14 protein-coding genes are annotated in these 19066 nt (G+C 62.1%); 6 read left to right on the plus strand and 8 right to left on the minus strand.

Annotation, left to right across the window (positions count from 1 at the left end; translation table 11 throughout):
- Nucleotides 1-49: 49 nt before the first annotated feature.
- Nucleotides 50-2524 carry a DUF1217 domain-containing protein gene (locus BBX50_RS14225; protein ID WP_065775982.1) on the minus strand — a complete coding sequence of 825 codons (2475 nt, stop codon included), beginning with the start codon at nucleotides 2522-2524 and terminating at the stop codon, nucleotides 50-52.
- 333 nt (nucleotides 2525-2857) lie between these two features.
- On the opposite strand from BBX50_RS14225, the gene BBX50_RS14230 reads away from it, so the two are divergent.
- On the plus strand, nucleotides 2858-3424 hold the full coding sequence (locus BBX50_RS14230) for a DUF6101 family protein (protein ID WP_065775983.1): 567 nt from the start codon (nucleotides 2858-2860) through the stop codon (nucleotides 3422-3424).
- Nucleotides 3425-3912: 488 nt separating this feature from the next.
- Here the strand turns inward: BBX50_RS14230 and ubiA are convergent, their stop codons facing one another.
- From ubiA to BBX50_RS14245, 3 genes are all read right to left on the minus strand, one after another.
- Nucleotides 3913-4872 carry a 4-hydroxybenzoate octaprenyltransferase gene (gene ubiA / locus BBX50_RS14235; protein ID WP_065775984.1) on the minus strand — a complete coding sequence of 320 codons (960 nt, stop codon included), beginning with the start codon at nucleotides 4870-4872 and terminating at the stop codon, nucleotides 3913-3915.
- A 73-nt stretch (nucleotides 4873-4945) separates the two neighbouring features.
- Nucleotides 4946-5752 carry a MipA/OmpV family protein gene (locus BBX50_RS14240; RefSeq protein WP_065775985.1) on the minus strand — a complete coding sequence of 269 codons (807 nt, stop codon included), beginning with the start codon at nucleotides 5750-5752 and terminating at the stop codon, nucleotides 4946-4948.
- 171 nt (nucleotides 5753-5923) lie between these two features.
- Complete coding sequence (locus BBX50_RS14245; protein ID WP_065775986.1) at nucleotides 5924-6739, minus strand: helix-turn-helix transcriptional regulator; 816 nt, start codon at nucleotides 6737-6739, stop codon at nucleotides 5924-5926.
- A 108-nt stretch (nucleotides 6740-6847) separates the two neighbouring features.
- Here BBX50_RS14245 and BBX50_RS14250 point away from each other — a divergent pair, with 108 nt between their 5' ends.
- The 5 genes from BBX50_RS14250 to BBX50_RS14270 all read left to right on the plus strand — a co-directional run bounded on the left by BBX50_RS14250 (nucleotide 6848) and on the right by BBX50_RS14270 (nucleotide 13637).
- Complete coding sequence (locus tag BBX50_RS14250) at nucleotides 6848-8044, plus strand: MFS transporter (protein ID WP_065775987.1); 1197 nt, start codon at nucleotides 6848-6850, stop codon at nucleotides 8042-8044.
- 173 nt (nucleotides 8045-8217) lie between these two features.
- Nucleotides 8218-9258 (plus strand): spermidine/putrescine ABC transporter substrate-binding protein, encoded by a 1041-nt coding sequence (locus BBX50_RS14255; protein ID WP_065775988.1) that lies wholly within the window; start codon nucleotides 8218-8220, stop codon nucleotides 9256-9258.
- Nucleotides 9255-11624 (plus strand): GGDEF domain-containing phosphodiesterase, encoded by a 2370-nt coding sequence (locus BBX50_RS14260; RefSeq protein ID WP_065775989.1) that lies wholly within the window; start codon nucleotides 9255-9257, stop codon nucleotides 11622-11624. Before BBX50_RS14255 ends, BBX50_RS14260 begins: the two co-directional genes overlap by 4 nt.
- Nucleotides 11625-11730: 106 nt before the next feature.
- Nucleotides 11731-13002, plus strand: coding sequence for a phosphoribosylamine--glycine ligase (gene purD / locus BBX50_RS14265; protein WP_065775990.1), 1272 nt, complete (start codon nucleotides 11731-11733; stop codon nucleotides 13000-13002).
- Between the two features lie 113 nt (nucleotides 13003-13115).
- Entirely contained in the window at nucleotides 13116-13637 is a 522-nt protein-coding gene (locus BBX50_RS14270; protein ID WP_065775991.1) for a plant virulence effector HPE1-like domain-containing protein, read from the plus strand.
- Between the two features lie 117 nt (nucleotides 13638-13754).
- On the opposite strand, the gene BBX50_RS14275 is transcribed toward BBX50_RS14270, so the two are convergent.
- The 4 genes from BBX50_RS14275 to BBX50_RS14290 all read right to left on the minus strand — a co-directional run bounded on the left by BBX50_RS14275 (nucleotide 13755) and on the right by BBX50_RS14290 (nucleotide 19030).
- Nucleotides 13755-14258, minus strand: a complete 504-nt coding sequence (locus BBX50_RS14275; RefSeq protein WP_065775992.1) for a DUF523 domain-containing protein — start codon at nucleotides 14256-14258, stop codon at nucleotides 13755-13757.
- Between the two features lie 62 nt (nucleotides 14259-14320).
- Complete coding sequence (locus BBX50_RS14280) at nucleotides 14321-14701, minus strand: cupin domain-containing protein (protein ID WP_065775993.1); 381 nt, start codon at nucleotides 14699-14701, stop codon at nucleotides 14321-14323.
- Nucleotides 14702-14810: 109 nt separating this feature from the next.
- Nucleotides 14811-16976, minus strand: coding sequence for a glycine--tRNA ligase subunit beta (glyS, locus tag BBX50_RS14285; protein ID WP_065775994.1), 2166 nt, complete (start codon nucleotides 16974-16976; stop codon nucleotides 14811-14813).
- A 113-nt stretch (nucleotides 16977-17089) separates the two neighbouring features.
- Nucleotides 17090-19030, minus strand: a complete 1941-nt coding sequence (locus BBX50_RS14290) for a DUF2207 domain-containing protein (protein WP_065776049.1) — start codon at nucleotides 19028-19030, stop codon at nucleotides 17090-17092.
- Nucleotides 19031-19066 lie beyond the last annotated feature (36 nt).

The raw sequence follows: 19066 nt of genomic DNA on the forward strand, positions 1-19066 counted from the left end.
AACGCACAAAGGACGCACTCGAACTTTGAACCTAGAGCCTTCTTCCGCTCTAGCGGCCGCCGGTGCGCAGTTGCGAGAGCGACAGGAGCGTCTCGGCACTCACTCCGCCGCCGCCAGCACCGGTCAGGATCGCCAGGCCGGGTGAGACATCCGTGTTGTTTTCAACGTCATAAAGCGCGGTAAAGCGCTGCAAGAGCTTTTCGAGCTTTTCCGGGTCCTGCAGATCCTTGATGTTGACGGCGCGCTCAAGATAAGCGGCCTGCGCATCGATCTTGGCGTTCTGAAGGCCCTCGGGCATGCTGTAGGCCGTCTTGATGACTTCGAACAGCGCCCGATCGGCCAGGATATCGTAGGCCGTGTTGATCTCCGGGGCCTTGCGCTTGAAATAGAGCGCCAGGCGGATGCCGCCATTGTCGGCGCCTTCGCTTTCTTCGAGCGATTGGTTGAGGAAGAGATCGGCCGTGGTGACGAGGCCGCGCCGGGTCTGGATCTGGCCGGCTTCGCCGCGGACGATCTTGCCGTCCTTGTCGAAATTGAACGACGATACGAGTTCGCGATACTTCAGTCCGTCCGGGTCGGTGTTGATGAAACTCTTGGGATCGTTGAGATCGGACGTGAACATGTCCTTGAGATAGCCGACCTTGACCGTTTCAGGATCAATACCTCTGCTCACAAGAGCGAAATCGACCAGCCGCCGGTTTTTGAGAAAGGCGTCGAGCGTCTCGACCTTCTCGATCTCGGTGGCGTAGTACTTCGCTTCCGCCTGTGCCTTCTCCTTGGCGGCCTTCTTCTCGTCATCCGTGCCGAAACGCGACATGGCGATGACATAGGATTTGGCCGTGTTCATGATATCGGGTTGGCTCTGCGCCAGCTTCGGCGCGCCAAGGGTACCGTCGGGGTTGAAGTTGAACGCCTTGACGAGCTTCACGTAGCGCTCGTCGCGAAGCGTATTGGCGTAGCTCCTGGGATCATTGAGGTCGCTGGTCAGAATCCGTTTCAGCGTTCGCGAGCTCAACTCCTCGTTTTCGAGTCCGAAGGCGCGCAGCATGAATTGCCGCATGCTGCTGTTGTTGAGCAGGCTGTCGATCGACGTCATCGTATTGACCAGGAGCTTGAAGCTCTTGGCCTGGGCCGCGTCCTCGGCGTCGCCCTTGTCGTTGTAGCGCACCATGTAGCCGTCGGACGTCTTCTTCATCTGGTCGGCGTCCTGCGCCGTCTTACCGGGCTGCAGCGTGCCGTCCGCTTGGAAGTTGAAGGCGGCGTGCAAGTCCTTGTAAGCGGCATTATCTCCGACGCCAAATTTGTTGACGTAGCTGTTTGGGTCATTGATGTCGCTGGTAAGGATGTTTTCGATGGTCGACCTGACCGTCGTCGTCGACGACAAGCCGAAGGCGGTCACGAGGTAGGTGAATATCCGGCTGTCGTTGACGAGGTCCGAGACATTGGTGATGCTGCCGATCTTCCCTTCGTAGTAATCCTTGTTGAGAAGCGCTCCAGCCCCGGTCAGACGATCTGAGCCGAGCGGCGTAGTCCCGGGCCGGGTGAACACATAGCGCTCGTTAAGCATCGTCTTCTTTGCGTCGCTTATCGCCTTCTCACCGGCCGGCACAGTGCCATCGCTATTGAAATTGAAGGTCTCGGCCAGTTTGATGTAGGTTTCGACACCGCGGATACGGCGGGCGAGCGTATCAAGTTCGTCCTTGAGCGATGCCATCAGCGCTGGTGCCTGATCGCGTGGCGGCAATCTCGCGTCGAGATCGGCAACGATCGCGTTCTGCTCGTCGATTTTCGCTTGGATCGCCGGCTTGTCGGCAGCGGGCGCGTCAGCCAGTTGGGCGGTGAGGCTGTCAATTTCCCGAAGGGCCGTAATCCGATTGCCGAGATCCGTCCGCAGTTTGGTCGCTTCGTCCTGTCTCGCCACGGCAGCCATTCGGTCCGCGATCAGGTCCGCTGGTTCGCGGGTCAAGGCACTGCGAATTTCTGCGTGGGAGTACGTCTTGGGGTCCAGATCGAACAGCGGGAAGGCAAACTCCCGAAGCCTTTCGTTACCGAGAAACTGATCGACATCGGTGACCAGATCCATCGCCGCGCCAAAATAAGCCATCTCGCCGCGCATGACCGTGTCGAGGTTGTTGATGCGATCGTTGTAAAGACCGATCAGCGCGTCCAACTGTGCGCTGGTTTGGGCCACCGGCTTCGACGAACTGAAGCTGAAGGCGGCTGCGAAATTACGGTAGCGTTCATCGTTGAGACGGTTGGCGAAGCTGTTATCGTCCGAGAGGTCGCTTTCCAGGACCTTGCGCATGAAGGCTTTGGCATAGGTCATATCCTCGAGACCATGCGCCTTCATCGCGTAGGAGTAGAGACGGTAGTCGTCGAGAAACTCCTCGGCAGTTTTCACCTTGCCGATGTTCTCTTTATAATACTCGATCTCGCGCGCGATCTGTGGCTGCTGGGCGATCCGGTTGAGGCTGCTCCTCAAGTCCCGTGTGATGCGACTGAAGTCGAGATAGGTCGATACCATGCCTGGCGCCCCGGATTACGCGGGGAAGGTTTGACCGGCCCCCGAAACAGAATTCTGACGCGCTATGATTGCAGGACTGGCTTGTGTGTGGCTTTTGCCGGGTCCCCTCATCCGCGCCACGATGCCCGGATCGGAACAGAACTGCCAGCGCCGTTGACGAAACGGAAACCCTGGCCGGTCGGCTTTTGCTAACCATCGAAAAACGCAAAGTTTTCTTAACCGCGATTTTTAAGCCGTTCGGAAAGGGGGCCGCCTATTCTCCCGCCATAGAGGACGAAAAGTCCCGACGAGAAGACCGGATACCGGCTCTCAAGGAAAACAAGGGCGATTGAAATGCGCAACACACTCTCTCAACCCGCATGGGTCGAAAACACGCTCCGTCTTGATCCGAAGCGCTTTCCACAGCAAGCAAGCTACGCTTTGCGCGATCACACGGGTAATGTCACGATCAGCCTGGACGAGCGTGGCGCAGTTCTGCGCAAGGTGCTACCATCGAGCGGCCTGCCGCTTTCGATCGCACTGCCGGCGCGGGCATTCAAAGGGGTCGCGGCTCGCGCGATCGATCACGGCGACGGAGACGTTACAGTGACGCTGGAACTTCATCACGACGACCCGGACCTCTGCGTTCCGCTGCTCGTCGCACACGACCTGTCCGACATTGCCGCCGACTGGCGCGCCTGGGCAGAGGCATACCGCATTCCGATGTTGATGGTCGAAGCCGATGGCGTGGCAAGGCCGCTCGAAGAGCATCTGGGCGACGTGCGCACGGCGCCCGTCAAGCCGCGGCGCCGCCACTCCTTTTTCGCGGAGCGCCGGCCGCGCTTCCTCGTGCGCCGCTCCACCGGCACACTTGGCGTTCACATGAAAATCGACGGGCGCGAAATCATCGCCCGAAGCTGAATTCTCTGCATACCTCCAGCGCGACAGCCGGCCGTTCCCTGCGGCCGGCTGTCGGCGTTTGAGCTATTGTATCTACCATGAGTTTGCACGGTTTTTTGCCTGCTCCGCTCCAGCCCTCACGGACACAATTGCGGACGGGAAGCGGTTTCACACTTTTCCCGGAATTGGCCCGCTCCTTTACGCAATTCCGAACGGAAAACCGGTTCCCACTTTTCCTGGAATTGCTCGAGATGTTCCCGCGGAAACAGCAGCCTCGCCTTCTTCGTGCCATATCGGCTCCATAGCCAAGACCACGAAAGAAGGAGAAACCCGATGCGCAAGCATATCGCCTCAGCCGTTGCCGTCATCCTGTCCAGCTTCCGTGCGCGTCACGAGGCGAAGAAGCGCAAGGCTGCCCGCGAGATCAGCTGGGCGTGAGGTCTATCGGCCCGCCATGGCGCGGGCGACAGAACGCATGAAGACGATCCTCCGCAGCGACGGAGGATTTTTCATATCAGGCGCAGAAACAACGCCAGCACCAATCCGGCAAAGACAATCAGACCGACGATCCCGTTGAACTTGAACAGTGCCAGGCACTGCGCCGCATCGTGGATGTTCAGGACGAGGATCTGGTAGGTCAACAACGCCGCGGCGATCAAAAGGCCGACATAGGCGACGGCACCCGCACCGGCTGCGATGAACGACAGGAAGATGAGCAGCGTCGCGATACCGTAGAGACCGATCAGCCACGGCCGCGGATTTTCGCCGAAGCGCCGTGCCGTCGAACGCACGCCGATCAGTTCGTCATCCTCCTTGTCCTGATAGGCATAGATCGTATCGTAGCCGATCGTCCAGGCGATGGCCGCGCCGTAAAGCAGCACCGACGCCAAGGACAACGTGCCAAATTCGACCGACCACCCCATCAAGGCGCCCCAGGAAAAGGCCAGGCCCAGGAAGAACTGCGGCCAGTCGGTAAAACGTTTGGCAAAGGGATAGATCGCGACGATCGCCAGCGACAGGATACCGAGCGCGATCGAGAACGTGTTGAACTGGAGCAGCACAACAAGGCCGACAAGCGCCTGCAACACCATGAACACCTTCGCCTGGAGACGCGAGACGCGTCCCGACGGCAGCGGCCGCGAGCGGGTACGGGCCACCTCCATGTCGATGTCGTGATCGACGATGTCATTGTAGGTGCAGCCGGCACCGCGCATGGCAATGGCGCCGGCCGCGAACAGGAAACAATGGAACAGGAAGCGGCCGAACGAGAACTGGCCGGTACCAACCGCCGCACCCGAGGCCAGCGCCACGGACCACAGGCAGGGCAACAGCAGCAACTGCCAGCCGATCGGACGATCCCAGCGGGCAAGCTGCGCATAGGGCCAGAGCGCGCGCGGCAGCACGCGATAGACCCAGTTGTTGGACGGCGCGTCATGCACGCGCCCGGAATCGGCGGAGAACGTGTTCATGTCTCTGTTTGACGCCGGGCGCCCGGCCGGTCAAGCGGCGAGATCGCCGCAGACCTTGGGGACAGGTGCCAGATCAGGGAAGGCTGAAGTCGAACCGGTAGGTCGCCGACAGACCGACGAGCACCTGGTTACGGCTGCCACGCTCCCGAACGAGGCTGGAATCGGCGGCGGGGCCAAGCAGGCGCTTGTATTCGGCGTAGGCGCTGGTCTCGAGCTTTTCCGTCGCCTGCCAGGTGATCGCGGCACCGACACCGGCGGAACCGACGCCGCCATGCGGGCTGTAGGTGCTGAGGCCGGATGCAGCAGCCTCGCTACCGTTCACGCCGTAGTAAGCCGTGTAATAGCCGCTGGTGGCGGCGGTGAGCCGCGGGCCGCCGGAAATGCGGACATTGCTGCTGACATCGGCAAAGGCATCGGCCGCAACATCGGCCACGACACCGTGGTGACTGCGAATGCCCTGCCGGACTTCGCCGCGCACGCGCAGCCAATCGGTCGGGTAGACTTCCGCGAAGCCGCCGAGTTCACCGCCGAACTTGACCGGGTCGAGCCCGCTCAGGTCGCTCGACGTGCCGGCGTCGCGTTCGAAGATCAGCTTGCCGACGAGACCGGCGCGGAAACTCCCCTGATCGACCAACGCATAGGACATGTTGTCGTTGCGCGAGGAGAAACGGACGGTGCTACCGCTCTTGCCGAGCGAGATCAGCGGTGCGGCCTGAAACATGCGCTTCGAGGCGCCCTCGTATTTCGGGCCGAAAAAGCCGGTGGCTCCAACCTTCAGATACCAGTCGCCGGACCAGAAATGCTGGCCGTCACCGGCCGACGCGGCATTCGCCGACAGCAAAAGGGTTCCAGAAAGGAGAAAAAGAGAACGGATACGCAAGAAACAACTCCGGAAGAATCATTCGCCGGGGCGAAGTTTGACCGTGCCGCTGCGCCGAGGGAGGGATGTGGGCAGGAACGACACGAGGGCGAGTTATTGCGGCTTGTTCCTACGATTCCGTTAACCAGGTCAATTCAGCCTTCCTTTGCCATACCCGATCGTCAACGCCGACTACTGCCCCAGATAGGTCTTGAGATAGGCGCTCGGCGGGCTGCCGAGCATGCGGCGGAACATGGTCGTAAAGGCCGCCACGTTCTCATATCCGGCATCGAGCGCGACATTGGTGATCGGCTCGCCGTCGGCCAGAAGCGGCAGCGAGGCGAAGATACAGGCCTGCTGCCGCCAGGTGACGAAGCTGACCCCCGTCTCGTTGCGAAACAGCCGCGTGAACGATCGCCGGCTGAGACCCATCCGATCCGCCCATTGGTCGATGCTCGCTGCCGCCGACGGCGCTTGAAGGAACTGGCGGCAGAGCGAGGCAAGCTTTTCGTCGCGCGGGAACGGCAGGCCGAGCGGGCGCTCCTGCAATCGGCCAATTTCCTCGAGCAACAGATCCGTGACCAGCTGCTCGCGCCGCGCCGACATCGTCTCGTTTTCAACGCTGACGAGCGCATCGACAAGGCTTCCGGCCAGCGGATTGATTTCCATCACCATCGGCCGCTCGGCGCGCAGCAGCTCCGGCGCAAAATAGATCGAGTGCATGCGCACGTCGCTGATCATTTCGGCCGAATGTTCCATGCCTGCCGGGATCAACAGGGCGTGGCCGGGCGGCACCATCCAGCGTCCGCGCTCGGTGCGCATCAGCACCACGCCGCCGCGCGCCCACCAGAGCTGGGTGCGCGTATGGCTATGGAAAGGAACCAGGAGACCCGCGTTGTAGTCGCGCCCGAGGGCCAGCACGGGAGCATTTCCGGTCTCGATCCAGTCGAGGTTCCGGAAATGATCTTCGTCCGGCAGTTGAGGCAAGGGAAACCGGCGGATCGACATTTGGCCCACTCACGAAAGAAATCGACCACATCACAAAAGCAGGCCAACCGCAACCCCAGTACAGATAGCCACGCCGCACACAACCATCGACACGGCAGGGAAACACCCATGTCATCAGTGACTTCAACCACGGGGATCACCCCGGAAAAGACGGCCTTCTCCGTCATCCTCGCCGTCAGCTTCTGCCATATGCTGAACGACATCATGCAGTCGCTTCTGACGGCACTCTACCCGCTGCTCAAGGCGAACTATTCGCTCGATTTCGTGCAGATCGGCCTCTTGACCTTCACCTTCCAGCTGACGGCTTCGATGCTGCAGCCGGCGGTTGGCATCATTACCGATCGCTGGGCACTTCCCTATTCGCTGCCGCTTGCCATGCTGTCGACCTGCAGCGGCCTGATCCTGCTTGCGAATGCCCAACATTTCTGGGTGCTGCTCATCGCGGCAAGCCTGATCGGCGTCGGCTCGGCGATCTTCCATCCGGAATCCTCACGCATCGCCCGCCTCGCTTCAGGCGGCCGCCACGGTCTGGCGCAATCGCTGTTCCAGGTGGGCGGCAATGCCGGCAGCGCCATGGGACCGCTGCTCGCCGCCTTCATCGTCATTCCCTTCGGCCAGGGCAGCCTCAGCTGGTTCTCGATCGTCGCGATCATCGGCTTCTTCGTGCTTTCCTGGGTCAGCACCTGGTACGTTCGCCATCGCCGCACGACGATGAGCCGGCCGGCACCGAGCCGTGCCCTGCCCCTGCCGAAGGGCCGGGTGATCTGGGCGGTCGCCGTGCTCGTATTGCTGACGGCCACCAAGAATGTCTACATGGCGAGCATCTCCAGCTACTTCACCTTCTTCGTCATCGAGAAGTTCGGGGTCGACGTGCAACAGGCGCAGCTGATGTTGTTCCTGTTCCTTGGCGCAGCGGCGGCCGGAACCTTCCTCGGCGGCCCGATCGGCGACCGCTATGGCGCCCGCTTCGTCATCTGGTTTTCGATCCTCGGCGTCATCCCCTTCGCCTTGATGCTGCCCTATGCGAACCTCTTCTGGACCGGCGTCCTCTCCGTCATCATCGGCCTGATCTTCTCCTCGGCGTTCTCGGCGATCGTCGTCTTCGCCCAGGAGCTGGTACCGGGTCGGGTCGGGCTGATTGCCGGCGTGTTCTTCGGTTTCGCCTTCGGTTTCGGCGGCATGGGCGCGGCCGTGCTCGGCATCTTCGCCGACCGACAGGGCATCGAGTTCGTCTACACCATCTGCTCCTATCTGCCGCTGCTCGGGATCCTCACAATCCTGCTGCCGAGACTCCCGGCGAAGTAGCGTTTCCTGCCAAAATCCGCATGAATTCCACCGGGCGCCGCCATGCGGCGCCCGGTTTTGCGTCCGTTTCGCAAGCGGCGATCAAAACCCGTCGTCGCGGTCGCAGCCCTACGTAATCATTCATCAATTTTTGCGCGCTACGGTCGTTCGAAGGGCTTGGGCAGGGGTGTATTATGCAGGGGCGATCGGCGATTCCCGCCTTTCTGGCGACGTTGCTTCTTGCGACGGCGGTAAAGGCCGAGACGCTGAACCTCCTGATCTGGGAATCCTACATCGACCAGAAGATCCTTGACCGCTGGACGTCGATAACAGGCGTCGCGGTGCATCAGGTCTACTACGACAGCGGCGACACCCGCGACGAGGTGCTGGCCGATCCGAACAGCCGCGTCGACCTCGTGGTAACAGGCGAAAACAGCGCCGCCCTCTTCGGGCGCAAGGGCGTTCTGGAAAAGCTCGATGAGAGCAACGTCGCTTCACTCAGAGATTACGACGAAAGCTGGCGCAAGCGCTGCTCGGGCCGCGGCTTGCCCTATCTCTGGGGCACGATGGGCATTCTCTACCGATCGGACGTCGTGTCCGACGCGCCGACATCCTGGCAAGACCTCATGCGTCCGGCTCCGTCGCTTGCCAAGCATGTCGCCATGTACGACGACCACAACGAGGCCTTCGTCGCGCCGCTCATGCTGCTCGGTCAATCGATCAACACGAACGACAGCGCGACACTCAAAGCCGCCTTCACGATGATGAAGGAACAGGCGCCTTCAGTCCTCACCTACGAGTACATCATCAGCTCTATCCAGAACCCGGCGGTGAGCAAGGACATCTACATGGCGCTTGGGTATAGCGGCGACCAGCACGTCCTCAACGGCAAGGCCGGCACTCCGGGTGTCTGGCGCTACACGGTTCCCAAGGAAGGCACGCTTTCCTGGCTTGACTGCATGTCGGTCGTTGCCAAATCGCAAAACAAGGATCGGGCGCTGGCGCTGCTCGATTATCTCGGTTCGCCGGGAAGCGCTGCCGCCAATGCACTCGCCCTCAACATGCCGACGGCAAGCAAGGCCGCCTATGCGCTTCTGCCGGAAGCCGTCCGCTCAGACCCCGCGATCTACCCCTCGCCCGACATCCTGGCCAAGAGCCAGTATCAACAGGAACTGTCCACAGAGTCGGTGCAGCTGCGCCGACGCATCATCAGCACATTGGCGAATTTCCAGTGAACCTCGGCAAACGCGCGCTCATCCTGATCTTTCCCGTGGTGCTTGCCGGCTATCTGCTGGCGGCGGTCTCGGTCCACGTCACGCAAAGCCGCTCCATCCGGGCGCTTGAACATGCCAAGCTGTCGCAGCGCCTCGAGCATGCGGCCGCCGTCTTCCAGAACGAGATCGGCCGCAGCAAAGGTTTTCTCAACGCGCTTTTGAATGGCAATTCGCTGCGCCAGTACGTTTCTGAAACGGATGCGAGCTACCGGGCCAATGCGCTCGGCGTCCGGTTGCAGGAAAGCGTCAAGTCGCTGCTCGATGATCCGACCGGCTACGTCTCGCTGGCGCTTCTAAGCTCCGATCTGCAATCCGAATACTACTTCGAGAACAGCCGGGATCCCTTCGCTGAGATCGACGACGCCCAGCTCAACCTCGCCCGCAGGCTGATCCGCGAAGACACGCTCACCGACTGGACCTATCTTTACGAAGCCGGACAAAGACCGCGCATCGTCTATTCCTTCTTCCTCGATCCGGTTGCCTTCACCCGGCCGCTGCCGAGCAAGAAATCGAGTGCGCTGCTCGTGCAAGTCGCGATCCAGCCGGACCGCTTCCTCGACATGCAGCAGGCACTGAAGAAGGAATACGGCTCCGACATCCTCCTCCAGCCCTGGCCGCTGGCAATCACAGACGACCTTTCGGCGAGTGTTCATCTCGGCCCTTCGCTCTATGCTACGCTGACCGTTTCAAGCGACCATTTCGAAGCACTCATGGCTCGGCAGAGATTCCTGCTGGCGCTCGGCGCCGTCGCCATGAGCCTGTTTTCGATCTGGCTGATCATCATGCTGATCCGCCGTTTCATCACCGATCCGATCGCGACCCTCGACGCCAACGTCATGGCGGTGATGGTCGGGGCACGTGACGAGATCCGCGATATGGAAGAAAAGGGTGAGATCGGGCGCCTCACCGAAAACATCCGCGAGTTGCACCGCCAGTCCGTGCAATCGCTCAAGCTGGTGCAGCGCAGTTCCTGGACCGACACCCTGACCGGGATCAGCAACCGCGGACATTTCAATGCGCTTGCCGCCGGCGCCGTGCGCGAGGCGATCGCGGCCGGCGAAAAATGCAGCCTGCTCTTCATCGACATCGACAACTTCAAGTTCGTCAACGACAAACATGGCCACGAGATCGGCGACGAACTTTTGAAAACGCTGGCGACCCGCATCGCCGAGCACGTTGACGCCATCACCGAGCGGCGCGAACAGAAACCCGCCATTCTCGCGCGCCTGTCCGGCGACGAATTCGCCGTGCTGGTGCGTTCGCGGCCGGGCGACGGGACGGTCAGAGAAATCTCGGCCGCCATTCTTTCGCTGTTCGAGGACGGCTTCGAGGTCTCCGATAAGCGTTACCCGGTCACCGCAAGCATCGGCGCGGCGATCTGCCCGGATGATGCGACCAATCTCGCCGAGCTGATCTCGAACGCCGATGCGGCGATGTATCAGGCCAAGGTGAGCGGAAAGAACCGGTCTTCCCGTTTCTCGCGCGCCCTTCACGACAAACGCACGCGGCTGCGCCAGATCCAGGATGAGCTGCGCTCGCTTGATCCGGACGAACAGTTCCATCTCGTCTATATGCCGATGGTCAATGCCGAAGGCCGCGTGACCGGTTGCGAGGCGTTGCTGCGCTGGTACTCGCCGGTTCTCGGCAACGTCACGCCTGACGAATTTGTGCCGATTGCCGAAAGCTCCGGCCTCTTCACCAAGATCGACTGGTGGGTGATCAACAAGGCGATGTCGGACTGTGGGCAGCTCAAGGCGCTCTTCGGGCCGGAAACGGTGCTCGCGATCAACATCTCCTCTGCCGAACTGCACTCCAAGGCGATAGCCGAGCATTTCTCGGAGTGCCTGGAGCGGCACGGGCTTGAAGCGCGCTCGATCGAAATCGAACTCACCGAAACCTTCGCCGTCAAGTTCAGCGACCAGCTGCGCCGCAACATCGATGCCCTACGCCAGAGAGGGTTCCGCCTTTCGATCGATGATTTCGGCGCCGGCTACACCTCCGTCCAGCAGATCATCGAATACACCGCCGACACGATCAAACTCGACCGGGCGCTCGTGTCGAACCTCACGGCGTCGCAGTCGCTGCCGGTGCTGAAGGCTCTGATCGCGCTCTGCCACGCCAAGGATGTCGCGGTCGTCGGCGAAGGCATCGACACGCCGGAGAAGCTCTCGATGCTGACCGCGGCCGGTTGCGATCTGTTCCAGGGCTATCTCATCAGCAAGCCGTTGCCGATCGAAGACCTGGCAATCTGGGCGCTAACGCGCACCGCCCGCTACGCAAACGATGAGGGCCACGACGACCTGCCAAGCCGGCAAGCCATCGCCTGAACGGCGCCAATTGCGGGAATCGCAGCCTGAAGTCCCGTTTCCGCTTGACCTCGCCGCCCTGTCGTCCTAACCGCAGCGCAGCAATTTCGGGATATCGGGGGCTGCAATGAAGGTTCTTCTGATCGGTTCGGGTGGGCGCGAACACGCTCTTGCATGGAAGATCGCGCAGTCGCCCAAGCTGACGAAGCTCTATGCGGCGCCGGGCAATCCCGGCATCGCCGAAGAAGCGACCATCGTTGCGCTCGACACCGAAGATCATGCGGCTGTCGCCGACTTCTGCCGCAGCGAAGCGATCGATTTCGTTGTCGTCGGCCCGGAAGGACCACTGGTTGCAGGTCTCGCCGACGTGCTGCGCTCAGCCGGCATCGCCGTTTTCGGCCCGTCGGCCGCCGCTGCCCAGCTTGAAGGCTCCAAGGGCTTCACCAAGGACCTCTGCGCCCGCTACGACATTCCGACTGGAGCCTATGGCCGGTTCACCGATGCCGACAACGCCAAGGCCTATGTGCGCGCCCAGGGCGCGCCGATCGTCATCAAGGCCGATGGTCTGGCCGCCGGCAAGGGCGTAACTGTTGCCATGAGCCTCGACGAGGCGCTCGCCGCCGTCGACGACTGTTTTTCCGGCGCCTTTGGCGCTGCCGGCGCCGAAGTGGTGGTCGAGGCCTATCTCGACGGCGAGGAAGCAAGCTTCTTCTGCCTCTCAGACGGCAAGACGGCGCTGGCGCTTGCCTCCGCGCAGGATCACAAGCGTGTCGGCGACGGCGATACCGGGCCGAACACCGGCGGCATGGGTGCCTATTCGCCCGCGCCGGTCATGACGGCGGAAGTGATCGAACGCACGATGAAGGAAATCATCGAGCCGACGATGCGCGGCATGGCGGAAAGCGGCCATCCCTTCTCCGGCGTCTTCTTTGCCGGGCTGATGATCACGGCCAAGGGACCGGAACTCATCGAATACAATGTCCGTTTCGGCGACCCGGAATGCCAGGTGCTGATGATGCGAATGAAGAGCGACCTGCTGCCGCTGCTCTACGCGGCCGCGACCGGCACGCTTGACGGCATGTCGGCCGAATGGCGCGACGAGACGGCGCTGACCGTGGTCATGGCCTCCAAGGGTTATCCGGGGAGCTACGCCAAGAACACGCCGATCGATGCCCTTCCCACAGCGTCCGACACCACCAAGGTGTTTCACGCCGGCACGGCGATGAAGGACGGCGCACTGGTTGCAACCGGCGGCCGCGTCCTCAACATCACCGCAACGGGGACAAGTGTCAGTGCGGCCAAGGACAGGGCCTATGCCGCGGTGTCTGCTGTCTCCTGGGACAATGGCTTCTACCGGAATGACATCGGCTGGCGCGCGGTTGCGCGCGAAAAAGCCTGATCCACGGCGGGGCGAACCGAACTCGTCCCGGATCATTCTATTTTTACCAATTCTCCTGACGGGAAAGTAAGGGAGAGCACATATTCTCGCGCTAACAATGCGGGAGAAAATCTATGCGCCTGTTGCTGATCACCACCGTACTCGGGCTTGCTGCGGGCAACGCTCAGGCGTCATCGATCGACACGGTCGCATCCGGCACGACCGACAACGCCAGTGTTTCGACGGTCTCTTGCGCCGCATGCCCGCCGCTGCAATCGAAAAAGAAGGTGACCTATGTCGTGCCCACGATCGCTGCGGGCGACGAAACCATCGAACTCAAGAAGATCAACGGCGAAATGAAGATGGTGCGCACCGAGGCCTGGCTCGGTGGCTCACCGGTCGTCTTCGTTAGCAAGCCCTCGCAAGAGGTTATCAAAACGGCGGCCGCCGAAAGCGCCCCTTCGCCGACCGTAACCGTCTCGTCGAACGCCGACGTCGAGAACGCCGAAGCCGATGACCCACACATGCTCTCGATCGATCAGACGGCAAAGACCGCTGCCGTCACACCGATCGGCGCGTCGGTGGCTGGTGCGCCCGTGGTCGAAGAGGGCTCACAGCATTTTGATCCGTCCACCTTCGAACTTCGGCTAAACTGACCCTCTATCGGGAAAGTTCCCTGCCCCGCTCAGCCGTCCCCCTGCATACAAGGCTGACGGGCGTTTCGCTGCACAGCGAGAGATTGCGCCCCTGAGAGAAGCGGGGGCGCAATCTTTTTATCGGGGCTCTTCCAATCCTTCGATCCGCGCGACCAACGCGTCGATCTGCTTGTCCGAATAGACTTCTACGCCATGTGTGGCGAGCAGCGCGGCCGTCACCCCTGCGCCCGGATGACGCGCTCCGGAGAAACTGCCGTCATAGACGAAACCGGGCCCGCAGGACGGGCTGCCGTCGATCAGCAGCGCGAAGCGACAGTTGGTCTCCTGCGCCAGCGACAGGGCATTTTCCGCCGCACGGACGAAATCCTCCGTCACATCGCGGCCGTTGATCTCGATCACTCCGGCACTGCCAGCGAGCACATCACTGCCGACGGCGCCGGCGGCAATCTCTGCCGGCGGACGCGGCACCGGCATGCCGGCGGACATTTCCGGACAGATGGTCACAAGACGGCCCTCAGCGCGCCAACGATCGACCGCCGGGTGAAGCAGCGGCTTCGACTGGCCGTCATAGCGGACGGCATGGCCCATGAGACAGGCGCTGACGAGGATTTTTGCGGGCATGGACCTCTCCTACCCCGACCTCGTCCCGTCATCAAGCGCGATCAGGCGGCCGCAGCGTCGCATCAGACCCAGCGGTCATTTTCCGCGGTGCGCGCACCACCCTCGTGGCCGGTGTTGAGCGTGCCGCGCGGCTCTATCAGCAGCATCTTCACCTCGCTTTCGGCATAGGGTTTGTGCTCGACGCCCTTCGGCACGACGTACATTTCACCTGGGCCGAGCGTTACCGCGCCATCGCGAAAATCGATGCGCAGCGTGCCTTCGAGCACGATGAACGCCTCGTCGGTGTCCTTGTGATCATGCCAGATGAAATCACCCTCGATGCGCACGATCTTGAACTGGTAGTCGTTGAGTTCGGCAATCACACGCGGTTGCCATTGATCGCTGAAGAGCGAGAGCTTCTCGGCGAAATTGATCGGCTTGTGGGTCTTCGTCGCGGTATCCATCGGCTGTCTCCATCGGTTTGATGGGGACAGCATATAGAGCGCCGGGAGGTGCCCCGCTTGAACGTTTGTGCAAGCGGGAGCTTCAGCCGGCCGCAGGCAGCCGCGCCCCTTATCCGGCGATCTTGGAGAAGTCGGCAACCGTGCCGGTGGCCGAGCGGATGAGGCCGAGCAGCGCCAGACGGTTTGCGCGGATCGCGGCATCATCGTCATTGACGAGCACGTCGTTGAAGAACTGGTCGACCGGCTCGCGCAGCTTGGCCAATGCCTGCATCGCCGAACGGAAATCTTCCTTGGCGATAGCGTCGCGCGCTTCACCGGAACCGACCTTAACAGCCTGATGCAACGCCTTTTCGGCGTCGAGACGGAAGAGACCGGCATCGACGCCGTCGGCGACAGTCGTTCCCTTCTTCTCTTCGGCAGCCAGGATCTGGGTCGCGCGCTTGGTGCCGGCGAGCAAGTTGCGGCCCTCCTCATCGGTGATGAAGGCCGTCAGCGCCTCGACACGACGAGCGATCATCAAAAGGTCGTCCGCGTCCGGCGTCAGCACTGCGTCGATCAGGTCGTAACGGGCACCGAGGTCGCGCAGATAGACCTTGAGACGGTCATGGAAGAAGGAAAGCAGGTCAGCCGAGACATCGGCCGAAAGTGCCGGCTTCTGCGCGCGAAGGGCAATCAGTGCCGTTTCAAAAGCGGGCAGCAGCGCGAGGCGCGCCTTGCCTTCCAGAATCAAACGGATGACGCCGAGCGCGGCACGGCGCAGCGCAAAAGGGTCCTTCGAGCCGGTCGGCTTTTCGTCGATTGCCCAGAAGCCGACCAGCGTGTCGAGCTTGTCGGCGAGCGCGACGGTGACGGCGACCGGATCGGTCGGCGCGCGGTCCGAGGGGCCATTCGGCTTCCAGTGGTCTTCGATCGCGGTGGCGACAGAATCGTTCTCGCCCTGGAGCAAGGCATACTTGCGGCCCATGATGCCCTGAAGTTCGGGGAATTCACCGACGGCTTCGGTGCGCAGGTCAGCCTTGGCGAGCACGACGGCACGGTCGACGAGATCAGGATCCGCGCCGGTCACCTTGGCGAGTTCACCGGCCAGCGCCCGGATGCGGGCGACACGCTCGCCCTGCGTGCCGAGCTTGGCGTGGAAGGTGACGTTCAGCGCATCGAGCTTGGCCATGCGCTGGTCGAGCGGCTTCTTGAGATCGAGGCCGAACTTCTCCGCCGACGCTTCCAGCGTTTCGAGATCCGGCAGGTTGCCCTGGTCACGGTGCCAGAAATGCGCCGCGTCCGAAAGGCGGGCGCGCACCACTTTGCCATTGCCGTGCACGATCTCCTTGCCGCCGTCCTTCGCCTCGATGTTCGAAACGAGGATGAACTTGTTGGAGAGCGTTTCGGCGCCCGGCGCGCGGGTGACGAAGCACTTCTGGTTGGTCTTGATCGTCAGGCGGATGATTTCCGAGGGGATTTCGAGATAGGCGTCCTCGAAGCTGCCCATCAACACCTGCGGCCATTCGACGAGGCCGGAGACTTCTTCGAGCAGGCCCTCGTCTTCCACGAGTTCCAGACCATTGGCAAAGGCGATGTTGCGCGCATCGGCAACGATCATCTCCTTGCGGCGTTCGCCGTCGAGAACGACCTTCGCCTTTTCAAGCTTTTCGGCGTAGTCGGCAAAGCGGCGAACGGTGATCGCCTCCGGCGCATGGAAACGATGGCCGTAGGTGACATTCGAGGCAACGATACCATCGACTTCGAACGGGATGACCTTGGTCTCATCGGTTTCCGAGCCGAAGGTGCAGACGATCGACTGCAGCGGGCGGACCCAGCGCAGCGCACCCGGCTTGGCCGATGCCACGCCGGAGCGCATCGGCTTCGGCCAAGGGAAATTGCGGATGATATCAGGCATCGCTTCGGCGACGATCTCTTCGGCAGGACGCCCCGGCTTGACGATATGGGCGACGTAGAAATCGCCCTTTTTCGGGTCGCTGTGGACATGCGCCTCACTGATCGACGAAAGGCCGGCGCCACGCAGGAAGCCTTCGATCGCCTTTTCGTTGGCGTCGGTGCGCGGTCCCTTGCGCTCTTCGCGGACATCGGCGGAACGGGCGTTGAGGCCGCGCACGTCGAGCGTCAGCCGGCGCGGCGTCCAATATTCGCGCGCACCCTCATAGGTCAGGCCCGCCTCGACCAATGCATCGGTCAGCAGCTTCTTGAGGTCGCCGGCCGCCTTGCGCTGCAGGCGGGCAGGAATTTCCTCGGAGCGGAGTTCGATAAGAAGATCGGGCATGGCACTGACTTTTTCTGTTCCTGACGGTTGCGGCGGACTTAGCAATCTCTGGCAAGAATGTCACCAAGCCCGATGATGAATTTGGCTGTCTATGCGCGGGCCCGCAGGCGGTTTCACCAGCCGCCGCCGCCGCCACCACCGCCACCGCCGCCGGAAAAGCCGCCGCCGGTCGAAAACCCTGACGAAGACGATTTGGGCGGGGGCGGCAGTGCCGAGGTCATCGTGTCGGCCATGGAACCAGCGAAGCCGCCGATGCGGTCTCCAAATGTGCTCGAGCCGAAACCATCGCCCTGGTACCAGCTCGGCTGATAGGCGGCGGCCGCGGCCGCACCGGCCGCCGCAGCAAGCAGCCAGCGATCGAAGGTCTCGGTCCAGGGTTTCTCTACGCCGAGCGCCACGGCATAGGGCAGAAGCGTTTCGAAATGCCGGGGCGACATCTCCGGCGCGCCCTGCATGTTCATCCGGTCCTTTTCGGCGAGCGTCATGTACTGGCGGAGCCCGTCGATGCCATCCATCATCCGGGTACCAAGCGGCGTGGGTGCGCCCATCAGGAAGAAGAACAGCACGTTGGCCAGCACGATGGCACCGATCACGAACAACAGCGGCAGTTCGTCGGTTTCGGCCGCCGAATAGAAGACGGCGGCAAGGATCGCCGAGAAGATCGTGAACGCGACAAAGCCGATGAAGGCGACCACCACGATCGACATGATCCGGATCATCAGGCTCTTCTCTCGGCGAAGGGACTTGCCGACGGAGACCGCAAGGATCGAAACGAAGAAGGCGATGAAAACAGGAACGATTACCAGAGGCAGGCTGTCCTCGCTGAGATCGCCGAAGAGGAAGACCGCCGCGATCGACAGCACCGACAGGATGACGCCGGCAATGATGTAACCGCTGTTGGCGTGGTAGTACTTGCCGCGATGCTCGCGCTCCATCGCATTTCGAAAATCCGCGCCGGTCGCCTGCACCCGCGTGCCGTGGGCGCGATCGATCGTGAGCTTGCCGCCGGCAGTATTGACCGCCTTCATCACGGCCGCTTCGCCGGTCGGCAGCTTTTCGTCACTCTTCTTGCCCGTCGCGGCGATGACGATGGCGCTCTTCAGATCGTCGAGGACGACGTGGCCCTTGACCGCCAGGTTAAGTGCTGCCGCCGACAGCGCGGTCCAGCCCTCGCCGGAAAAGCCCTTGTTGTCGATATAGTTGACCAGCGCCGGAGAGATCCCCTCAGGCGGATCCCAGCGCGGCACCATGACGCCGCGGTCCGGGTCTCGCCCGACCCGCAGCCAGGCCTGGCTGTAGTAGAGCAGGACGAGCGCAAGCCCCGCACCGGCGATGACGAGTGCGAGATGGTCGCGCAGCCACCAGGCGTTCTCCTGGCTGGAGGACGGCCGGTCGATACTGCCCTTCGGCATCTTGATGGCGATCGTCAGCCCTTCGCGCGGATCGAGACGGCGGGTGGTGGCGAAGAAAATCTCGCTGCCGTCCCGCGATGCGCGGGCGTCCTTGCCGGTCGCGCCATAGCCGCCGGTGAAATAATCGAGCGCCTCCGCCCTGACGCCCTCCGGCAGCGTCACCGTTGCGCTCGCCTCGTCGATCGGAAAGTCCCACTCGGTGCCGGTGACGTTCCAGTAGAGTTCGTCGTGGTCGTCGAAGAAGCGGATCTGGCGGCCAGTCTCATAGGTGAACTGGAAGGTGTGTTCGCCCGGCTCGAGAAAGACCTCGGCCGAACCGGTGTAAATGCGGATGCCGCCGCTGATCGATTCCGTGCGGTAGGGCTCCTCCGCGCCGTCGCGCTCGACCGATAGCAGCGTGAAGTCCACCTTGCTGCGCTTGCCCTTCGCATCGGTGAAGGTCATGGGCAGGTCGCGATAGATGCCGCGACGGATCTTGTTGCCTTCGACCGTCGCCGTGATCGTCTCGGTCACCGTCATCGTGCCGTCCTTGCCAAGATCGATGACGGAGCGATAGGCGGAGAAGGCTTCCTCCGCCCGCCCGATGCCCGCCGTCGCCAGCAAAAACACCAAAAAGGCAAATGCGGCAGCGAGACGGGCCATGCGGATCAAGCTTTCTTCCGGTTGAGGATCAAGGCG

Origin of the sequence: Ensifer sp. LC11, from assembly GCF_001695835.1 — a bacterium.
Taxonomy (GTDB): Bacteria; Pseudomonadota; Alphaproteobacteria; order Rhizobiales; family Rhizobiaceae; genus Ensifer.